The sequence below is a fragment of the Thermoanaerobacter brockii subsp. finnii Ako-1 genome (assembly GCF_000175295.2).
GTDB lineage: Bacteria > Bacillota > Thermoanaerobacteria > Thermoanaerobacterales > Thermoanaerobacteraceae > Thermoanaerobacter > Thermoanaerobacter pseudethanolicus.
Window position 1 is genome coordinate 2,123,653 of the sequence record NC_014964.1, and the last position, 19,148, is coordinate 2,142,800.

Annotated in this window: 17 protein-coding genes and 1 pseudogene; all 18 read right to left on the reverse strand. The window is 33.4% G+C overall.

What is annotated here, in order from left to right:
- Nucleotides 1–85: 85 nt before the first annotated feature.
- Nucleotides 86–496 (reverse strand): PTS sugar transporter subunit IIA, encoded by a 411-nt coding sequence (locus THEBR_RS10485; RefSeq protein WP_009051966.1) that lies wholly within the window; start codon nt 494–496, stop codon nt 86–88.
- Between the two features lie 170 nt (nt 497–666).
- Nucleotides 667–3,414, reverse strand: coding sequence for a sigma-54-dependent transcriptional regulator (locus THEBR_RS10490; protein ID WP_012269746.1), 2,748 nt, complete (start codon nt 3,412–3,414; stop codon nt 667–669).
- A gap of 118 nt (nt 3,415–3,532) precedes the next feature.
- On the reverse strand, nt 3,533–4,693 hold the full coding sequence (locus THEBR_RS10495) for an MFS transporter (protein ID WP_003868262.1): 1,161 nt from the start codon (nt 4,691–4,693) through the stop codon (nt 3,533–3,535).
- Between the two features lie 73 nt (nt 4,694–4,766).
- Nucleotides 4,767–5,414: a bifunctional 4-hydroxy-2-oxoglutarate aldolase/2-dehydro-3-deoxy-phosphogluconate aldolase gene (locus tag THEBR_RS10500; RefSeq protein WP_003868263.1), complete on the reverse strand. Its 648-nt coding sequence runs from the start codon at nt 5,412–5,414 to the stop codon at nt 4,767–4,769.
- A gap of 19 nt (nt 5,415–5,433) precedes the next feature.
- A complete protein-coding gene (locus THEBR_RS10505) occupies nt 5,434–6,396 on the reverse strand; it encodes a phosphoglycerate dehydrogenase (protein WP_012269747.1) in 963 nt (320 codons plus the stop codon).
- Between the two features lie 45 nt (nt 6,397–6,441).
- The gene (gene dgoD / locus THEBR_RS10510) at nt 6,442–7,587 is read right to left on the reverse strand and encodes a galactonate dehydratase (RefSeq protein ID WP_012269748.1); all 1,146 of its coding nucleotides are present in this window, start codon (nt 7,585–7,587) and stop codon (nt 6,442–6,444) included.
- Between the two features lie 91 nt (nt 7,588–7,678).
- A complete protein-coding gene (locus THEBR_RS10515) occupies nt 7,679–8,848 on the reverse strand; it encodes a UxaA family hydrolase (RefSeq protein ID WP_012269749.1) in 1,170 nt (389 codons plus the stop codon).
- On the reverse strand, nt 8,845–9,135 hold the full coding sequence (locus THEBR_RS10520; RefSeq protein ID WP_004399938.1) for a UxaA family hydrolase: 291 nt from the start codon (nt 9,133–9,135) through the stop codon (nt 8,845–8,847). Before THEBR_RS10520 ends, THEBR_RS10515 begins: the two co-directional genes overlap by 4 nt.
- Before the next feature lie 33 nt (nt 9,136–9,168).
- Nucleotides 9,169–10,128 (reverse strand): phosphoglycerate dehydrogenase, encoded by a 960-nt coding sequence (locus tag THEBR_RS10525; protein ID WP_012269750.1) that lies wholly within the window; start codon nt 10,126–10,128, stop codon nt 9,169–9,171.
- A 142-nt stretch (nt 10,129–10,270) separates the two neighbouring features.
- A pseudogene (locus tag THEBR_RS12725) lies at nt 10,271–11,650 on the reverse strand (PTS transporter subunit IIC).
- Nucleotides 11,651–11,652: 2 nt separating this feature from the next.
- Nucleotides 11,653–11,979, reverse strand: a complete 327-nt coding sequence (locus THEBR_RS10535; RefSeq protein ID WP_003868991.1) for a PTS sugar transporter subunit IIB — start codon at nt 11,977–11,979, stop codon at nt 11,653–11,655.
- A 465-nt stretch (nt 11,980–12,444) separates the two neighbouring features.
- Nucleotides 12,445–12,918, reverse strand: coding sequence for a PTS sugar transporter subunit IIA (locus THEBR_RS10540; RefSeq protein ID WP_003868990.1), 474 nt, complete (start codon nt 12,916–12,918; stop codon nt 12,445–12,447).
- A gap of 54 nt (nt 12,919–12,972) precedes the next feature.
- A complete protein-coding gene (locus tag THEBR_RS10545) occupies nt 12,973–15,912 on the reverse strand; it encodes a sigma 54-interacting transcriptional regulator (RefSeq protein ID WP_012269751.1) in 2,940 nt (979 codons plus the stop codon).
- A 178-nt stretch (nt 15,913–16,090) separates the two neighbouring features.
- A complete protein-coding gene (locus THEBR_RS10550) occupies nt 16,091–16,507 on the reverse strand; it encodes a type II toxin-antitoxin system VapC family toxin (RefSeq protein ID WP_013570855.1) in 417 nt (138 codons plus the stop codon).
- 53 nt (nt 16,508–16,560) lie between these two features.
- Entirely contained in the window at nt 16,561–16,794 is a 234-nt protein-coding gene (locus THEBR_RS10555; RefSeq protein ID WP_012269753.1) for a type II toxin-antitoxin system Phd/YefM family antitoxin, read from the reverse strand.
- Nucleotides 16,795–16,935: 141 nt separating this feature from the next.
- Nucleotides 16,936–17,748: a peptidoglycan editing factor PgeF gene (gene pgeF, locus THEBR_RS10560; protein WP_012269754.1), complete on the reverse strand. Its 813-nt coding sequence runs from the start codon at nt 17,746–17,748 to the stop codon at nt 16,936–16,938.
- Between the two features lie 47 nt (nt 17,749–17,795).
- Nucleotides 17,796–17,921, reverse strand: a complete 126-nt coding sequence (locus THEBR_RS12660; protein ID WP_012269755.1) for a hypothetical protein — start codon at nt 17,919–17,921, stop codon at nt 17,796–17,798.
- A gap of 103 nt (nt 17,922–18,024) precedes the next feature.
- A complete protein-coding gene (locus THEBR_RS10565) occupies nt 18,025–19,143 on the reverse strand; it encodes a DUF362 domain-containing protein (protein WP_012269756.1) in 1,119 nt (372 codons plus the stop codon).
- Between the last annotated feature and the right edge of the window lie 5 nt (nt 19,144–19,148).

Below are 19,148 nucleotides of genomic sequence, written 5' to 3' on the forward strand. Positions count from 1 at the left end.
CTTCTTTGTTATTACTCGAGTTAGACTGTATTCCCTCCAACTGTCTGCTATTTTTTTACTCGTATGCTGTTTCACCTCTCTTTCTTCACAAACTAAGTGAATTCTTCTCAATTACCTTAATACCATCAACACCAACTTTGTATATGTTATTTATCAGTTCTTTTGTGTCACATGCATTAAGTGAAGACAGCAATTCTATAAGCATAGGCATGTTAACTCCTGTTATAACTTTTACATCGTAATTTTTCATAACATAAAGTGCAACATTAAATGGACTTCCCCCAAATAAATCCACAGCAATTATTACTTCCTTGTTCTCTCTTAGCTTTTCTCTAACAATCTTTTCAACTTCAGCTCTTAAAAGCTCGATATTATCCCCTAAATTAAGTCCCAAGGCTAACACATTTTCCTGTTTTCCCATAATCACCTCAATTCCGTTTAATAATCCTTTCCCAAAATTTCCATGTGTAATAATTAGTACGAATTTTTCTTTCACTACTACACCTCCGCTTTGCTAATATCTTTAACTTTGAATTTTAAAATACTTCTTTGAAACTTTTTTAAAAGTTGATGTTAACTATACTTTATTTTAAATTTTTATCTGCTTCTTTATAATGCAAAAAGCATGCCAAATAGTGTACTAACTATTCAGCATGCTTTGATTAATTACACATTTAACTCTGCTACTCTATCTTTTATAATATCATATATCAGCCTTATTTCTGATGTAGGAATTTCAATTTTGTACATCTCTTCTATGACACTAAAAGAAGATTTAACGAAATTTATGAACTGTCTATGACACTGTTCAAACTCTTCTAAACTACTGTAAAACACAATGGGCTCTTTCATTACTAATCTTTCAATCATTACACTAACGTGTATATATAAGCTTATTTTTAAATCATTTGAAAGCCTCACACCAATGAATCTTTCTAAATCGGAAATAGCTTTTTCAACTTGAGCAATTATTTTATCAGGATTTAATATTGTCAAATGATGTAACACATTTTGCAAAGAAAAAAGTCTGACTATCGTTTGATTGATTCGCTGAATTTTTTCAGCATCCGCAACCCCTCTTAAAACTTTACTCAATAGTACATCGCCCTTTCCAGCAATCAAATCTTCTAACGACAAATAAGGTATTTCTTTTATGCCAGGATCTGCTGTACCAATAATTAATTTAACATTAAAGTCTTTAAATATCTCGTCTTTTACACCATTACCTTTAAGTCTATTATAATCGTACGCAATTATTTCAATATCTTCATTTACAAAGCATTCTTTTAAAAGTTCTTTTATTTTTACAGCAGTTCCTATTCCCGTTATACAAGTAGCAATAATAGCATTTCTTTTATTTTTTTGCGACTTAATGAGTTTATAACTACTGCTATTTCTTTGGATTGATTCTGTAACAATTTGTTCTATAGGCTGATTTTGCATTATCTTGTTGCCAACGTCTAAAGCCAATTGAGTAGTAATATTATTAATAATTGCTATGTCTCCCTCGACAATGTCAGTCAAAGACTTGTATATCTCCTCTAAAGAACCCATATCAACCAATATAATGATTCCTTTGGAGGTATCTATATTCTTTAAATAATCTTGAACTTTTAGCATAATTTCCTGTGTTGACATCTCAATTGGCATATCAAAAGCTTCAAAAACAAACTGTCCCAAAAGCCTATTGGCGACGCTGGCTATGCTACTGGCAGTTGAATAACCATGGGCTATTATTATAGAATTTATGAGATTTGTATTGTCACTTTTATTTAAACTTTTAATATAAAGCGTAAAATAAATTACAGCTATTTGGTTGAGCTTGACGTCCAGGTTAACTTCAATAAGTTCTACCATTTTATTAGCTATTATAAACTCTTTGGGAAAAACATTTTTCAAAACTCTGTATACCATTTTTATATTCTCAGAATACTTCTCGTAAGTTACATCGCTTAATAAATAATTAATAAAATGCGTCAATACTAAAACTGAATTACCATAATATTTAATCCCATACATATTTTGTATTATATTTAACACATTCTCCACTACGCTTTTGATAGCATTGAAAACTATCGAATCTATATAAGTATTGTCATTTTTAAAAATTATTTTATCTGTAAATTCATTCAAATAAATTAAAGCGTCTTTTTTAAAAGTATCCTCACTTATTTCTTTGCTGCTATATCTCTCAAATAGTTCAAATAGCTTGTTCACTACCTCATAAACCTCTCTATCGTCTCCTTTATCCCATGTTAAATCTTCATCTTTCCTATTGTGAGAAATTAACATGCCGTTAAAGTGAAAATTACTTTTTATTATATCTAAATCAGCCTGCATTTCTCTCGGCAGGTCATATAGATGGATTCGCAATATATTTGTCTTCTCTCTTATGACATGGTTATAGGCTTGAGCACAGCTGTATTTTATGACATTCATAAGCTGGCCAATGTTGCCGGATATTTTGGTCTTAAGAAGAACATTCAATACTTGCTTGCTTATTAAAATATCCATTCCCAGATTTTTTGCCTCATTTTTGTAAAAGTTATAGATAAGTTGTAACCTTTCATGTAAAGGTCTGTCATAAAGGGAAGGAATATTTACAACTAATGGGATTCTTCTTAAAAAAGTCTTTGTAAGAGTTTGCTCAGGGTCTTCTGTTGTAGCAAAAATAAACCTCACTTTCGCCGTTCTCCAATTGCCTGTCTCACCAAGCCTTCTAAATATTCCCTTGTCCAAAAATAGAAACAGTTTTTCCTGCCCTTCTGGCGGCAATCTGTGAACTTCATCCAAAAACAAATATCCTCCATCCGCTTCTTCTAAAAGGCCGGGTTTATCTTTATCAGCACCTGTAAATGCTCCTTTTACATAGCCAAAAAGGTTTGCGGAAAGTAGTTCAGGATTGTTAGCATACTCAGCGCAATTAAATATCACATATGGAGCATTTTCATCTATGGCATTGATCGATTTTGCATATTCGTAAATAAGTTGAGCAATGAAGCTTTTACCTACTCCTGTATTTCCAATAAGTAAAATAGGTAGTCCATTGGGAGGATAGGAAGCAGCAGATTTGCATAATTTCACTTGTGTTTTAAGACTGCCGTTATATCCTATAAGCTTTGTAAAAGGGTCATCGTTTGAAACCTTTACAGTTGAATCCAAAGTTTTAGCCGTTTCTTTGAATTCTTTTGCCTTCTTTTCATAAACTTCTTTGTCTAAAAAATAGACAGGCCTTGTGTTTATTTTTATTATTTTGCCCTCTTTATAAAGTTCATTTAATAAATGGCTTGCCACATTCCTTCTTAAATTCAATTTTTTTGCAATTTCTTGGGCAGTCAATCCCTTCTTTTCTTTAATATTTATATCTTTTGACAAATCCTTTATCAAATTAAATACTCTTTCTTTGTTTGTCAAGGATGATCTCCCCTTTAAGGCGAATTAGTAAACTATCGCACACCTCCATACTGTATTTATAAAAAGTATACCACAGAAAAGTAAAAATTTTTAGAGGAAAGTTAAGCTAGTTTGTAAATCAGACTTTCTCTAAATCATCAGTTGTTTCTGTTTTCGCTAAAATTAAAGACATAAATACGACTAAAATCATAAATATCAATATAGCTGAAAATCCAATAAAAACTCCAAAAATGTCGTTTAATCTTCCAATTAAAAAATTTGCCAACATATTTATTGTTGAACTTATTGTCAAAATAATGGCGATTATAATAGTTACATGTTGTTTAAATTCTTTCATGACTATAGCAATTGTCGTTGGGAAAATTATTGAATAAAAAAATCCTGCTACTGAAATTAAAAATGCAAAATTTCTTCCGGCCATTCCAGATGCAATAAGTATTGAAGAAACCAAAGAAAATATAAACAAACTTTTTATATAACCAATTCTTTCAACAATAAACCCCCCAACTAATCTGCCAAAAGTGAATGTCGCAAAGAAAAGCCCAAGATAGAGAGAACTTATTGTATTGTCCATTTTATATTGTGCGCTAAAAAATGTGACAGCCCAATTGCCTATGCCAAGTTCAGAGGCAACGTAAAATCCAAGCATACTTGCAAAAAGCCACATGCGTTTGTCACTTAGGATTTGTATGTAATCTATTTTATCTCTCGCAATGTGTTTTTCCTCTCCATGCATCTTAATCTCAAGTGCAGCTAACATTAGTATAAAAACTATTGCTCCAACAGTTAAATAAACTTGTTGCCACGAAAAATTGATATGTAACAGTTTTGCTGTCATATTTGGGGAAATAATAGCTCCAACTCCGTAAAAAAAGTGAAGCAAATTCATCATAAGTGCTTGGTTTACTATAAAAACTATTGAAGCAACTGCATTTATGCCAATCTCCAATAGTCCCATCCCCATGTTCATCACAAAAGCAAAAATAAGAAATACAATAAATTTACGAGCTGCAAAAATTCCAAGTATTCCGGCTATTATAAGGATTAGACCACTTATTAATACTGACTTACGGCCTATTTTATCGGCTAAAAATCCTCCTAGAAAAGTTGATAAAATAAATCCAAAACTTCCAGCTGACAAAAATAAGCCCATCATAGTATAGTCAACACCATAAAAAGTCTTGATATTTATTATCAGCGGTCCTTTGACATTTTCTACTATTCCTATTAACATCATTAAAAGGTAAATTATTGCAATTGTATACGCGTTTTTTCTCAACAAAATATCCTCCCCTGTCTTGTTTATCCTGCACATTAATTATACAGAAACAGGGGAGGAAAAACAAATTTGGTTATTTACCATTAACTTCTTTAAACGCATTTACGAATGCTGCAGCTCTCTTTGTTATTTCATCAAACTTTCCTTCCTCGACAAGCTTATTATTTACAAGCTCACTGCCTATTCCTACAGAACATGCTCCAGCTTTTATAAAATCTTTAAAATTGTCAAGATTTACTGCCCCAACTGCCATCATTTCTATTTGCGATAAAGGTCCTTTTAACTGTTTTATATAGTTTGGCCCAAAGACTCCAGCAGGAAACACTTTAACAATCTGCGCTCCATTTTCCCACGCTGTTACTGCTTCTGTAGGTGTCGAAATGCCCGGAACAGGTAGTACATTGTACCTTTGGCATATTTTTATCATTTCTAGATTTAAAGAAGGTGATAATATAAATGATGCTCCTGACAGTATAGCAATTCTCGCAGTTTCAGCATCTAAGACAGTACCTGCACCTACTAATACCTGATCACTATATTTTTCAACAAGTTTTTCTATCATCTTAGCAGCACCAGGGGTATTAAATGCAACTTCAATAGCTTTTATTCCCCCTGCAATCAGTGAATCTGCAATTCTATATAATGAATCAACGGATGTACCCCTTACAATTGCACAAATTCCTACTTCCTTAATCTTATTTAATACCTCATAGCTTTTCATAATCATTCCCTCCTAAAAATTATTCGCCATTAACTATGTGTGCGCCTTGCTTTTTATTTAACACTAGTACAACATTTTTTGCAGCCACAATTCCCATATTAGTAATGGCCTCACATGTGTATCCTCCAATATGGGATGTTATTACAACATTGTCAAGCTGAAGAAGTGGGCTATTAATGGGTGGCTCTTGTTCCATAACGTCAAGTGCAGCCCCTGCTATTTTCTTATTCGCTAAAGCATTGTATAGTGCGCGTTCATCTACAATACCACCTCTTGATGTATTTATCAAGAAAGCAGTTGGTTTCATCATGCCAAGTTCTCTTTCGCCAATAAGACCTTTTGTCTCCGGTGTCAATGGAACATGGATAGTTACAATATCTGACTGCTTCAAAAGTTCCTCAAATGAGCAATAAGTTACTCCATATTCTTCTGAAAATTTTAGATCTGGATAAACATCATAGCAAAGTACATTCATATCAAAACCCTTAGCTCTCTTTGCAACACCTTTCCCTATCTTTCCTAAGCCAATTATGCCCAGAGTCTTTCCGTAGATTTCAGTACCCATTATTCTCTTCCATCCGCCAGATTTCACAATTCTATCTACAGCAAGTAAATTCCTTGCAAGCACGAGCATGAGCCCAATTACCAAATCAGCCACGGAGTTATTATTAGCGTTTGGAGTATTTGTTACAACAATTCCTTTTTTCTTTGCAGCATTCAAATCAACATTATCATATCCAACCCCGTATCGAGAAATAACCTTCAACTTCTTGCCTGCATTAATTACATCTTCAGTTACTTTATCGTTACCTACTATCAGTGCATCAGCATCTTTCACTAAAGGTATAAGTTCTTCTGCACTTAAAGGCCTATCAGCAGGAATCTTAACCACTTCACAGTCATTCCCTTTTAATATATTGAACGGCTCATCACTGCTCTCACCAAACGATCTAGCAGTAATCACAACTTTATACTTCGGCATTGTATCACCCCTTGAAAATCCAATGTTATTTACTGCTTAATAATATTACCACTCAGCTACCGTTCCATCGTAATTCCTCCATTTTGGATTAGTCCAATGTAATCCTTCCATATCAACTTTTTTGACTAATTCTTCATCGATTTCAATACCTAGTCCTGGGCCCGTTGGAATATCAACAAAGCCATCCTTATACGCAAAGATTTCTTTATTCTTTACAAAATCAAGTAAATCAAAACCTTGATTATAGTGTATGCCTAAACTTTGTTCTTGTATAAACACATTAGGTGTACAGATATCTAATTGTAATGTAGCAGCAAGTGCAATTGGACCATACGGAGCATGTGGAGCTACAGCTACATCAAACGCTTCTGCCATAGCAGATATTTTTTTAGCTTCAAGAATACCCCCTGTTAATGCTACATCGGGTTGAATTATATCTACAACACCGCTTTTTAATACATCTTTGAATCCCCACCTAGTATATAATCTTTCACCTGTGGCAATAGGTATGGATGTATGACTAGCTATTTCTTTTAGTGCTTCATTGTTTTCAGGTAATACAGGTTCTTCTATAAACATCGGCCTGTATTTTTCCAATTCTTTAGCTAAAACTTTAGCCATTGCCTTATGAACACGTCCGTGGAAATCTATCCCTATCTCCATTTCATAACCAATAGCATCTCTTATTGATGCCACTCTTTCAATAACAGCTTCAATTTTTTTATATGAATCAATATAATGAAGTTCCTCTGTGGCGTTCATTTTTATTGCCTTGAAACCTTTATTCTTCCTATCCAAAGCTGCTTCCACTACATCTGAGGGTCTATCTCCACCAATCCATGAGTAAACCATTATTTTGTCTCTTGCTTTTCCGCCCAAAAATTCATATACTGGCATATTATAATATTTGCCTTTTATGTCCCATAATGCCATTTCTATGCCTGATAAAATTGTCATATTTATAGGACCGCCTCTAAAAAAGGACCTATATATTACTTGCCACATATCCTCAATTTGTCTCGGGTCTTTATCAATAAGATACTCTCCCATTTCATATGCGCCTGCAACAACTGTTTCTGTTTTAGTACCCGAAATCAATTCACCCCATCCACTAATCCCTTCATCTGTATCTATCTTTAAAAATATCCATCTTGGTTTTACCTTATATACCTTTAATGATGTAATCTTCATCTTTATTTCTCCCCTCCTCATTTTAATGTCTTACTTGTGTTGAACCTTTTTTACTTTCAGCTTCTTATAATCTAAGGAATGTTTTATTACCTTACCACGAACACCAAATCTCTTGATTTCTATATATACACGTTTCTGAAAATCCATATATCTCTGCTTTTGTTAATTTACCATTACATACATCTATTATCTCTTGTAAAAGCATTTCACCACATTCTTTAATGTCTTTTTTACCTTCAATTATATCCGAAACATCTAAATCAATATTATCCGACATGTTTTCATACGTTTGTTTATTTCCCGTTATTTTAATTAAAGGTATAATAGGATTACCAATAGGGGTACCTCTCCCTGTGGTAAATACACATATCTGCGCTCCTCCAGCTACCATCCCCGTAACAGATTCAATATCATAACCTGGTGTATCCATTATAATGAGACCTTTTTCTTTCGGAATTTCTCCATAACGTACAACTTCATTAATAATACTTGTTCCACCTTTCATAATCGAACCTAATGATTTTTCTTCTAAAGTACTCAATCCTCCTTTAATATTTCCCGGTGAAGGATTCGCGCCCCTAACATCTATTCCTAATCTAATAAACTCGTTTTCTAAATTTTTAACTATTGTTAATAAGTTATTCCTAACTTTTTCATTTTTTGCTCTTCTGGCTAATATATGTTCCGCTCCAATGAATTCTGTAGTCTCACCCAAAAATACTGTAGCCCCTTCTTTTATTAAAATATCACTGCAATATCCTAATGTTGGATTAGCAGCTATTCCAGAAGTAGCATCAGAGCCTCCACAATTAGTTGCTAATGTTATATTAGAAATGTCAACTTCTTCACGCTCTATTTTTGACATCTCTTCTACCATTTTTCGTGCTAATTTAATTCCCTTCTGTATGGTTTTTAGTGTTCCTCCCTCTCTTTGTATACTTATGACTTCTACTGGTTTATTACTCCTTTTTTTAACTTCTTCATATAAATCATAAGCTTGAATAGTTTCACATCCCAATCCAACTATAATAGTTCCATATACGTTAGGATTTAAAGCCAACCCTATTAAAGTCCTGTGCATAAGCTCCACGCTACTTCCAATTTGTCCGCATCCCTTTGGATTAGTTATATATGTCGTACCTTGAACTTGTTCTGATATTAATCTCGCTGTTTCATTTGCACATCCTACAGAAGGCAAAATTAAAACTTTATTTCTTATTCCATATTTACCATCTGGTCTTTTGTATGCCTTAATTTTCATTTCTTACCCCTCACGCTCTCTATATTATCTATATGAACACACTGGCCAATTTCTATAGATTTAATAGCTTTACCTATAACCTCCCCATATTTATAAACGTTATTTCCGGATTGAATAGGTACTACTGCGATTTTGTGGTATATTTCTATATCATCTAATGCAATTAGTCTATTAACTGTTTCATTATTATAGATAATATCTACAACATCACCCTTTTGAATCTGTGACAATGCTGTTGCAACACTATCCGCTTTATTTAAAAGAATTGCTTTTTTTATACTAGGCATTTAATATCTCCCCCCATTTACTTTAGCTTAACTCTAATCAACCAAAACAATATTAGGAGGAGTTTCGCCTTTTAAAACTGCAATTACATTATCAACAGCAGTATTACCCATTCGTTTATTTGATTCAACAGTTGTTCCACCAATATGAGGTGTTAATATAACATTGGGTAAATCAAAAAGAGGCAAATGCATTGGAGGTTCAAAATCATATACATCAGTAGCATACCCCTTTAAAGTTCCATCTATCAAAGAGTTGTAAAGAGCTTCATTATCAATAAGTTGACTCCTAGCAGTATTAATCATAATAGCACCTTTTTTTATTAATTTAAATTTATCTGCATTAAGAATATTTAATGTATCGTTGGTTAATGGTAAATGCAAACTTATAAAATCTGCTTCTGATAAAAGTTCATCTAGCCCCACATACTTTACTCCTAGCCCCAAGGCTAATGGATTTTTCTTGATATCATATCCTAAAATATTCATATCATATCCAGTAGCTCGTTTTGCCACTGCAGTACCTATTGTACCAACTCCGATAATTCCAATAGTTTTTTTGCTTAAACTTATACCAACTGGCTTAATCCACTTACCATTTTTTGTATCAGTATTTGCTTGATAAAGCCCACGAGCAAGCATATGAAGTAATCCAAAAGCTAAATCAGCAACTTCTTCGCTATTAGTGCCAGGAGCATTAGTAACAACAATGCCTAATTGATTTGCAGTTTTAACGTCGATGCTATCTACTCCTACTCCATGTTTTGCAATAATCTTGAGTCTCTTACATTTTTTGATAACATCCCCTGGAACTTTATCATTTCCTACTATCAATGCATCCGCATCAGAAGCATATCTTATTATTTCTTCATTTGTAAAAGGTCTTCCAAAAGGATTAAGTACAACTTCACAACCAAATTCTTCAAGACGTTTTACTGGTTCTTTATTAATTTTTCCAAATGTAACTGCTGTACTAACAACTTTCCATTTTTTCATTTAAATATTCCTCCCTCGTCTCACAAACAGATCTGCCTATATTCATTATTATGATTCACATCAACAAATTATAGTACCAAACAAGAATAAACTATCAACTATTCTTGTTTGGTACAACTAATTGCATTTTATTATAATATGTTTAAATTTTTGCTTTGCTTTCGTTGCCTTTATAACCAAATGCTTTATACCATACTTCAGGACTTCTCTTAAAGAAAAATAGCATCGCAAAAATACCTATAAATGCTACAACAAGTCCTATAGGTGATTGCCCCAGTAACCAAAACAATCCATGTAAAGGTCTCATATCAGCGCCAACAATGGCTTTACCAGTATCAGGTAACTGGGTTCCTATCAAAGTTACTATATGGGCAAAAAGTGGAGATGCTGCACTGGCAAAGTATAATGTTATAATTACAGCAATAACTGTAGTGATATAAGAAGCAATAATATTTCCTCCCATTATTGCTGTTACAGCTGAAGCTAAGAAAAAGGGTGTTACTCCTAAATCTGCTAACATGATAAATTTATTACCTGGTAGCAAAAATATAAGAGGTACAGTAGTCAACATAGTCAGAAGCCCTGTAGTAAGAACATCCGGATGTCCAATAGTAAGAGCTGAATCCATCCCAAAATTTAATTTTCTATTAACGCCTCTCTTAGAAAGTACCTCTCTTACTCTCTCATTAAGAGGTACAAATCCTTCCAAGAGAGCTCCGGTTGCTTTGGGATATAAGTAGATAAAAGCACCTGTTCCTATGCCTAATGCCAATATCCCAGACCAAGTTTGCATATCACCTAATTTATTTCTCTATGCAATAAACCCTATAATTGTAGCTATTATAAAGCCCACAACAACAGAATCTCCTAAAATACCAAATTTTTCTCTTATAGTTCGTGAACTAATTTGTATCTTGGTTAATCCAATTTTATCAAAGAACCATTTCAAAGGAACAGCTATTAATGTTCCTCCTTGACCACTTGCATGCGGAAAAGCAAGCCCTGGTAAATTAAAGAATGTTTGCATGGTAGGAGCAGTTATATCGGCAAGTATAAGAAGGAACATTTCAACTGCTACCGCAGTTAATAACCCATATACCAGATTATTAGTCGCATAATAAACCATGCTGCCTATAAAAGCCCAATGCCAGAAATTCCATACGTCCAAGTCTAAAGTATCTGTCCAGTGTAATAAAAGCATTATAATGTTAACAATTATACCAATAGGAATAATCAGTGCCCCAATTTGTGTTGAATAACCCACTGCTGCTAAAAGAGCCCAACCAGTATCAACATATGGTAAATGCACTCCTCCCGTAGTTATCATATCCGAAACTGCTTTCCCAATTAATCCCATGAAATACGGATTTAAGACTGATACTAAACCATTAAGACCTACACCTATGTAAAGTGCTGATCTGAGAGCTTTAGAAAACTTTACTCCAAGAATTAATTCAAAAATTAGTATTACAATAGGAAGTAGAACAGCAGCCCCAAAGGTTTTCACAATCATCGTAAACATTTTTACTTACCCCCTCTTTCTTTATTGTTAATAATATCTTGAATTTGAGTAAAAACTTGGTCTTTTCCTATGCCAGTTAAGAACGGAACTCCACTAATAACAGGAATATTTACATCTAAATCTGTTCCAGCAGTAGAAATCACAAAGTCAAAATCTCCATTTTTTACCATATTATCAACATCTACTACTCTTCCTTGTACAAATTCTGCGTGAATACCTTTTTCCTCCAAAGCTTCTCTTAAAGATACCAGCGCAATTGTAGAAGTAGCAACACCATCTGCGCACACAACAAGTACACGCACATTCTTGTAATTCTTTCCTGTCATCATATTTTATCTCCCTCCTATCTCTAAAGTTATGTTTCAGGAACACCCTAGCTACAGTCAACAATCTTAGCTTTTTTCTTCACTTTCTCATAATACTTCAGGTGCTGATTCCATTATCCCTTTGAGGTAATTTTTTATCCTAAAGCTACTAATGCTTCGTGTATCAGGTTTGATACGATACTGTTAGTATGACTTTGATCACGGCTATTGAAAATATTATAATTTCTTTAGTTTCCAGTTTAAAAAGTCGGATAAAGAAATCCCAAAACATCTTAACGCATTCGCCAAGAATTTGCTTGCCTTGTGTGAAATAAATTATCAATCTGGCAGCTTTAGTGCTGAAGACGCCTCTTTAGCTAAGTGTAGTAATCAACTCTTTAATTTTCAAGATTCCAATAATTACTAGTTGACATTACACCTCTAAGCCTAAATTTATAAAGCTTACTATTTTGCTTCATTTACTAAAATTTAATTCAATGTAAATGAAGCATTTTTTATTATATCAATGATTTTATCACCTCCATTTGCTTCAATTATTTTCTCAAGTAATGTGTCATTCTGTATTAATTGAACCATTTGTTGAAGCATCTCCACCTGGCTATGTGCTTCATTTAGTGCCATCATAAATACAATGCTAACATTTACTTCTTCCAACGGATTTGCCATGTTTTTAAATATAACAGGTTTTGACAATGTTGCAATAGCTATTGCAGGTTTTATTACATGTTCTGGATCTGTATGAGGAATTGCAACATTATACGTATTTAATTGCAAACCTGTTGGAAAAGTTTTTTCACGTTTAATAATTGCATCTAAAAAACTCTCTTTTACAAAACCGTTATCATATAGTTTTTTAAATAGTACTTTAAATATTTCTTCTTTACTTTTAACATCTAAATTTGTAACAATTAATTCTTTATTGAAATACTCTGATATTCTCATCAACAATTACCTCCTCATCTACTGCCCTTCTATATAGTGCAAATATCGTGCCAATTAATTGGCCGGTAGTGTATTTTTTAATATTATTTCTTTTATTTGAACCGGACTTTTAGCTCCCTTCAAAGCATTTACAATCTTTTCGTCTGTCATTACTTTATATAAATCAAGCATATAATCCTTCGAATCTTCTTTTAACGCTATCATAAAAACTAAATCCGCTTTAAGCTCTCCTTCCCAAAAAATAGGTTTTTTTAATTTTGCAATTGCTATGGCAGATTTCGTAACGTTTTTCGTGTATCCATGTGGTATAGCTATACCGCCTTTCATCCAGGTGGCTCCCATTGATTCTCTTTTGTATACACTTAGCAAAAACTTATCATCTACATAACCTTTATCTTGAAGCAATTCTACTAATTTATCTATGACATCACTTTTCATAGAAATATCCACATCACATAAGATAAGGTTTTCATCAATGATTTCTTTCAATGGATTTTCAACCTTTAAATTGAGGATTTTTTTAAGCTTTTCAATCCCTGTGCCATGTAAAATATCTTCAACAGATATAAAAGGTATACTTTTTATGCCGGGATTTATTGTACCAACAAAAGCTACCACTTCATTTTCTTCTCTTATTTTTGAAATTTCTTTTTCAATATCTTCCTGCCGGAGCATTCCAACAGGTATTATTTTGTAATCATCTTTTAGTTGTGGTAAGACATCTTCAATATATTTCTTTATTTTTAACGCTGTTCCCTCTCCTGTAATACATACAGTTACAATTGCTTTTGGAAGCTTATCTTTACTCTTTATACCTTCAACTCTTCCTATATATGTTTTATCTACGTCTAACGCATCTGCTATTTCATCTAAAGTTGTATCCGGAATAATCGCTCTTCTGACAGCTTCTAATACCATAACAGTATCTACTCTCCCTATCACTCTTGTAGGTATCCCTGTCCTTTTGGTTATAATTTCACCAAAGGTAATTAATGAACCCATGTCAACCAAAATAATGCAGCCTTTGCCTTCGTCTATTTTTTTTACTACTTCAATTGTCCTTTCAAGAACAGATTCTGGGCTTTCATCAAGAGTCATATCTATACCGACTGCATGATTTACCCCTAAGAGTTTATTTGCCACCTCTGCCATGCCACTTGCAACATGGCCGTGTGTAAGCACAACTACACCCACTCTGCCCTTTACTATTTCTTTTTCGCCTGAAAACGTCCTCAAATACATGGCAATAAAGCCTATTTCTTCCTCTGGCAACTCAATGCCTAATTCTCTCTCTATTTGTTTTGCCATTATTTTAGCGGTAGAATACTCCGCTGGATATTCTCTTATAATATTTTCCAATTGTGGGTTGATTATAGGCTTGCCGCTTAATATTCTTTCATAAGTTGCGCTTAAATGTATAGCAAGTGAATAAAATAAATTTTCCTCTAACCTACTAAAGCTTTTTTTAGCAATTTCATAAGCTTTTTCAGCCGCCTCCACAATTTTTTCTCCTACTATCCCTTTTAAATCCTTTTTTGAAATTGCGATGTTTGATTTGACATTTATAGCAAACTTTTTTAACTCCTCTTCTATTTCTTTCCCCACAATTTTATCTATTTCTTCTTTGCTAAGACCTTGATTTTTCAAATCAATAAACCTTTCTTCTATAAATTGATATATTTCATCCGGAAGCATGTATCTGTCTTCTTTTGGATACAACTTATTTTCTTTATCAGGATATACCAAAACATCTTCATTTGAATACTTTTCAATTTCAGGGCTTCTCTTGTTTACTCTGATTATTCCCATCTTTACATGGTTGGGTAAGTCTGAAAGGTTTATTGTCACAAAAGAGTCTTTGCTTCCCATAGAGTTCAAAAAGGCTCTAGCACAAGCAACCTGTATATCACTTCTCAATTGGCCAATATTGCCTGGGCATTCATATAGCATAAGCACTCTTACTGCATCTTTCTTTATGAGAATTGGCTTATTAATCCTAAAAGATTCTTTTGAAAAAAAGGTATATATGATTTCATACCTCTCTTCTGGAGGCCTGTCCGCTAAAGAAGGCAGTTCTATTAAGACAGGAATTCTTCTTCTAAAAGTAAGCAATAAAGAAGATTCAGGGTTTTCTGTGGTTGCAGCAATTAACATGATTTGAGCCTCACGAGTACTTTCTGTTTCTCCTAATCTTCTAAATTTTCCTTTGTCAAGAATAGAAAAGAGTATTTCCTGCCCTTCACTGGGAAGCCTATGAACTTCATCTAAAAAGAGTATTCCTCCATCAGCTTTTTCTACTAATCCTGCTTTAGGAACATCTGCACCTGTAAAAGCTCCTTTAACATAGCCAAAAAGCTGGGACATAAGAAGCTGAGGATTGTCTGCATAATCAGCACAGTTAAAAACTACAAAAGGCGCATTTTTGCTAAATCGCCCAGACTCTATGGCGAAACTATACATCGCTTCTGCAAGCTGGCTTTTACCAGCGCCTGAAGGCCCCACTATTAAAGTATGAAGTCCATGGGGAGGATATAAAACAGCAGCTTTTGCAAGGCTTATTTGAACCTTAAGACTTCCTTCGCTTCCAATGATATCTTTAAAGGACAATGTATCTTTGTTGGAATTATGGTCTTTATCAACATTCTGTTTTTCAACGTTTTGGAAAATTTCTGATTTAACTAAAGTTTTACTACTTTCGCTTTTTAAAATTTCCTTTTTTATTTGTGCAGCCACAAAGCGAGAAATGTTGTATCCTAAATTGTTTAACTCTTTTGTCAAATTTCTATCTGAAATATTTGGGTCCTTTGAAATTATTTTTTTTGCATCTTCTAAAAGGTAAGGTTTTCTTCTTTCTCTTGAGTCGGGAATATTATTTTTCAGTCTAAATTGTGTCACATCTTCTCTTTTAATATTAAGGATTGATGCTATTTGGTCATCTGTTAAAGGATTCTTTTTATCCTCTTTTTGTATAATTTCAAAAATTCTATCAATCATGGTCACAAGCCTCCCTTCAACATATATTATGCAAAAAATATACCATAAATATGGCAGGAATTGTAGCGGAATATTTAGTAAATTGCATAAGTTTGAATAAAAACTTTTTAGATAAAAATAAAAAAGACCTTGAATAGGTCTTTTGGCATACAAAGTATGGTAGCATTTGTATTGGTCTTTAAGTTAAGCCCTTATTGGATAAAAAATCTTTTGGTGATATTGCTTTATTAGTTATTTTTTGGAATTCCTCATCTCTTGTAATAATCAAATCACCCTTTAACTTTTTCAAACATTGCATTTGTAAAGCATCTTCTAAATCTCTAAACTCCTTAAAATTCATTGCTTTCTTTATATCATGTTTTGTTATACTCACTACTTCTACTATACTTAACAAAGCTTCTAATGCTTTTATGCTTTCATTGTGAGAAAGGTTTTTATTTATGAAATAATATATATCCGTAATTGAAAAAGCAGCTAAATAAGCATTTATCTTTTTTTCTTCCGCTAATTTTAATATGTTATAAGCATCTACGTCAAAGGGAGTTCTTTTTAATAAAACATCAAGAATAACGTTAGTATCAATTAACACTTTCATCATTTAACCTATTATACCCATATTGTTATTTAACGGGTAATCTTCCCTCCCCTTTAATTGTATTTATTTCTTATTCTTTCTTCCCGTATTTGCTCAGCAGATATATTTTTGTCAGGATAGTCAGATAAAATTCCATACAAAAAATCTGCATTTGGAGTACCTTCTTTTTTTGCTGGAATAAGTTTTGCAACTTCACGTCCATTTTTCGTTATAATAATTTCTTCTTTATCAACTAATTCTAAATATTTACCAACTCTTGTTTTGAATTCTGTAGCGCTTACTCTCATTTTTATCACCTCTTTTACTATGCCTATTCTACATGTTATCCAATTTGATTATATTATTCAGCATAGAAATAGTCAATATATAAAAGACACAAATAACCATTTTTCAATTTATGTATTAGAACAAATATCATAAAAGAAAAACTACCTAAGTTCCATAAAAGCCGCCATACTTCCTGTCATGCCTTTATCCCTTCTATAAGAATAAAATTCACTACTGCAATGGGTGCACATTTGGCTTACTGTAATGTTTTCATCTGGTATGCCAGTATTTATAAGTTCAATATAGTTAGTATGCTGCAAATCCAGCATCCATTTTTCATCTGCCTTTTTTACAAGAACTTTTTCCCAATCATCAATAACATCTTTAATTTTATTCGCAACATCATCGCCTACTTCATAGCAACATTTGTATATAGAAGGGCCTATCCCTACAAGTATATCTTTGGGATTTGAACCATATTCTTCATCCATGGCATTAACCGTTTTAGGCCCAATATAGGCTACTGTGCCTCTCCATCCTGCATGTGCAAGGGCAATAACTTTTTTGACAGGGTCTAAGAAAAACAAAGGCACACAGTCGGCATAAAATGTAACAAGAGGAGTACCTCTTTCATTAGTCATAAGGGAATCTACACCAGAAATATCGCTTCCTCCAAAGTTTTTACCTTTGTCCTTTAGAGTCACTTTTCTTATAACATCCCTGTGAACTTGGTCTGAAAAGACCATATCTTCGTATGAAAAACCGCCAACATCGCAGATTATTTTAAAATTTTCATAGACTTCCTCTTTAGTGTCATATCTTTTTAAGCTTAAATTCAAGGAAGCGTATTTGCCTTTGCTTACACCGCCAATTCTAGTAGTAAAAAGGTGTTTGACAAGCCCTGTCTTTTCAAAAGATGGTATTGTGTAAAAAACTATTCCTTTTACCTCATTTCTTTTAAAACCCACTTCCAAAATACCAACTCCTTTTTATACTGCATCAGTTTTTTTCTTCTCTATCTTTATCTTTTTTCATCTTTAATTCCGAAAAGTTTCTCTGTCCATTTGATAAAAGCTATTTGTATTAAAAAGAGTAGTATCACTGTTATCATAGCAATTATAGGAATGATAATAAAATATTTCTCCATTAAATTTCTTTCCTTTATCCTCCACTAATTTTCCTAATAATATAATACTATAAACACTGTCAAAAATCATTAAAAATTTTAAAAAAATAGCAGGATTAACCTGCTATTTTAGTTCAATAAGTTCATAATCTCTTGTACCCAAGCCAATTTCTTCGCCATATTTTAATTGTAGTTCTCCTTTTGTTTCAGGATGCAAAGCTTTAAATTTGTCTTCTCCAGGATTCATGCCGTATCCCGCTTCTTCTAACGCTGTGCCTCTGTGGCCAAATTGCTGATTTACAAGGTCATAGCTTGCCTGGTCTATGGCTACAGGATCAAAGGAAGCCAATATTCCTATATCAGGAACAATCGGCGCATCACTCCAAGGCGTACAATCGCAAAGTGGTGTAACATTCATGACAAAGTTTATAAACGCAATTTTGCCTTTTTTTGTAGAATAAGCGCCATAAGCATATTCCGTCATTCTCTCTACAAAAGCATCCATATCAGTTCCCCATTGAGGCTTTATGACACCATATTGGCAAATTGACACGCATTCTCCACACCCTATGCATATAGAAGGGTCAATATAAGCAGAACTATTGACTAAAGATATCGCATTTACGGGGCAATTCCTGATGCACATTTGACAGGCAGTACATCCCTTTCCTACAACAGGCTGCACTGTTGAATGCTGCTGCTGTTTTCCTGCCGCAGGAGCACATCCCATAGCCAAGTTTTTTATGGCTCCTCCAAAACCAGCCAATTCATGGCCCTTGAAATGGGACATTACAATCATTGAGTTTGCAAAGAAAATATTTGAAGCAATCTTTACAGTGTCAAAATGCTTTTTACCAATTTTCACTTCTACAGAGTCTTTACTTAAAATACCATCGGCAATTATTATTGGTGCATTTACAACTGCATAGGCAAAACCATTTTCAATTGCTGTCACCAAATGGTCAACCGCATTTGAACGGCTGCCTTTGTAAAGAGTATTTGTATCTGTTAAAAATGGTTTACCCCCATAACTTTTAATTTTGTCAACCACTTTTCTTACATATATGGGGTTTATGTAGGCGTTGTTTCCCTTTTCTCCAAAGTGAATTTTAATAGCTACCAAATCATTTTTATCAATAATGTTTTTAAAACCCGCTACATCAAAAATTCTCGCTACTTTGGAGGACAAACTGCTGCTAGCTTTGTTTGCCCTCAGATTGTAAAAATATACTTTTGATTTCATAATAC

What these genes read in the sequence shown, in the direction of transcription:
- THEBR_RS10500 (WP_003868263.1), bottom strand. Translation starts at nt 5,414, where the DNA reads ATGAAAAGCTATGAGGTATTAAATAAGATTAAGGAAGTAGGAATTTGT.
- THEBR_RS10505 (WP_012269747.1), bottom strand. Translation starts at nt 6,396, where the DNA reads ATGCCGAAGTATAAAGTTGTGATTACTGCTAGATCGTTTGGTGAGAGC.
- dgoD (WP_012269748.1), bottom strand. Translation starts at nt 7,587, where the DNA reads ATGAAGATTACATCATTAAAGGTATATAAGGTAAAACCAAGATGGATA.
- THEBR_RS10515 (WP_012269749.1), bottom strand. Translation starts at nt 8,848, where the DNA reads ATGAAAATTAAGGCATACAAAAGACCAGATGGTAAATATGGAATAAGA.
- THEBR_RS10520 (WP_004399938.1), bottom strand. Translation starts at nt 9,135, where the DNA reads ATGCCTAGTATAAAAAAAGCAATTCTTTTAAATAAAGCGGATAGTGTT.
- THEBR_RS10525 (WP_012269750.1), bottom strand. Translation starts at nt 10,128, where the DNA reads ATGAAAAAATGGAAAGTTGTTAGTACAGCAGTTACATTTGGAAAAATT.
- THEBR_RS10535 (WP_003868991.1), bottom strand. Translation starts at nt 11,979, where the DNA reads ATGATGACAGGAAAGAATTACAAGAATGTGCGTGTACTTGTTGTGTGC.
- THEBR_RS10540 (WP_003868990.1), bottom strand. Translation starts at nt 12,918, where the DNA reads ATGAGAATATCAGAGTATTTCAATAAAGAATTAATTGTTACAAATTTA.
- THEBR_RS10545 (WP_012269751.1), bottom strand. Translation starts at nt 15,912, where the DNA reads ATGATTGATAGAATTTTTGAAATTATACAAAAAGAGGATAAAAAGAAT.
- THEBR_RS10550 (WP_013570855.1), bottom strand. Translation starts at nt 16,507, where the DNA reads ATGAAAGTGTTAATTGATACTAACGTTATTCTTGATGTTTTATTAAAA.
- THEBR_RS10555 (WP_012269753.1), bottom strand. Translation starts at nt 16,794, where the DNA reads ATGAGAGTAAGCGCTACAGAATTCAAAACAAGAGTTGGTAAATATTTA.
- THEBR_RS12660 (WP_012269755.1), bottom strand. Translation starts at nt 17,921, where the DNA reads ATGGAGAAATATTTTATTATCATTCCTATAATTGCTATGATAACAGTG.
- THEBR_RS10565 (WP_012269756.1), bottom strand. Translation starts at nt 19,143, where the DNA reads ATGAAATCAAAAGTATATTTTTACAATCTGAGGGCAAACAAAGCTAGC.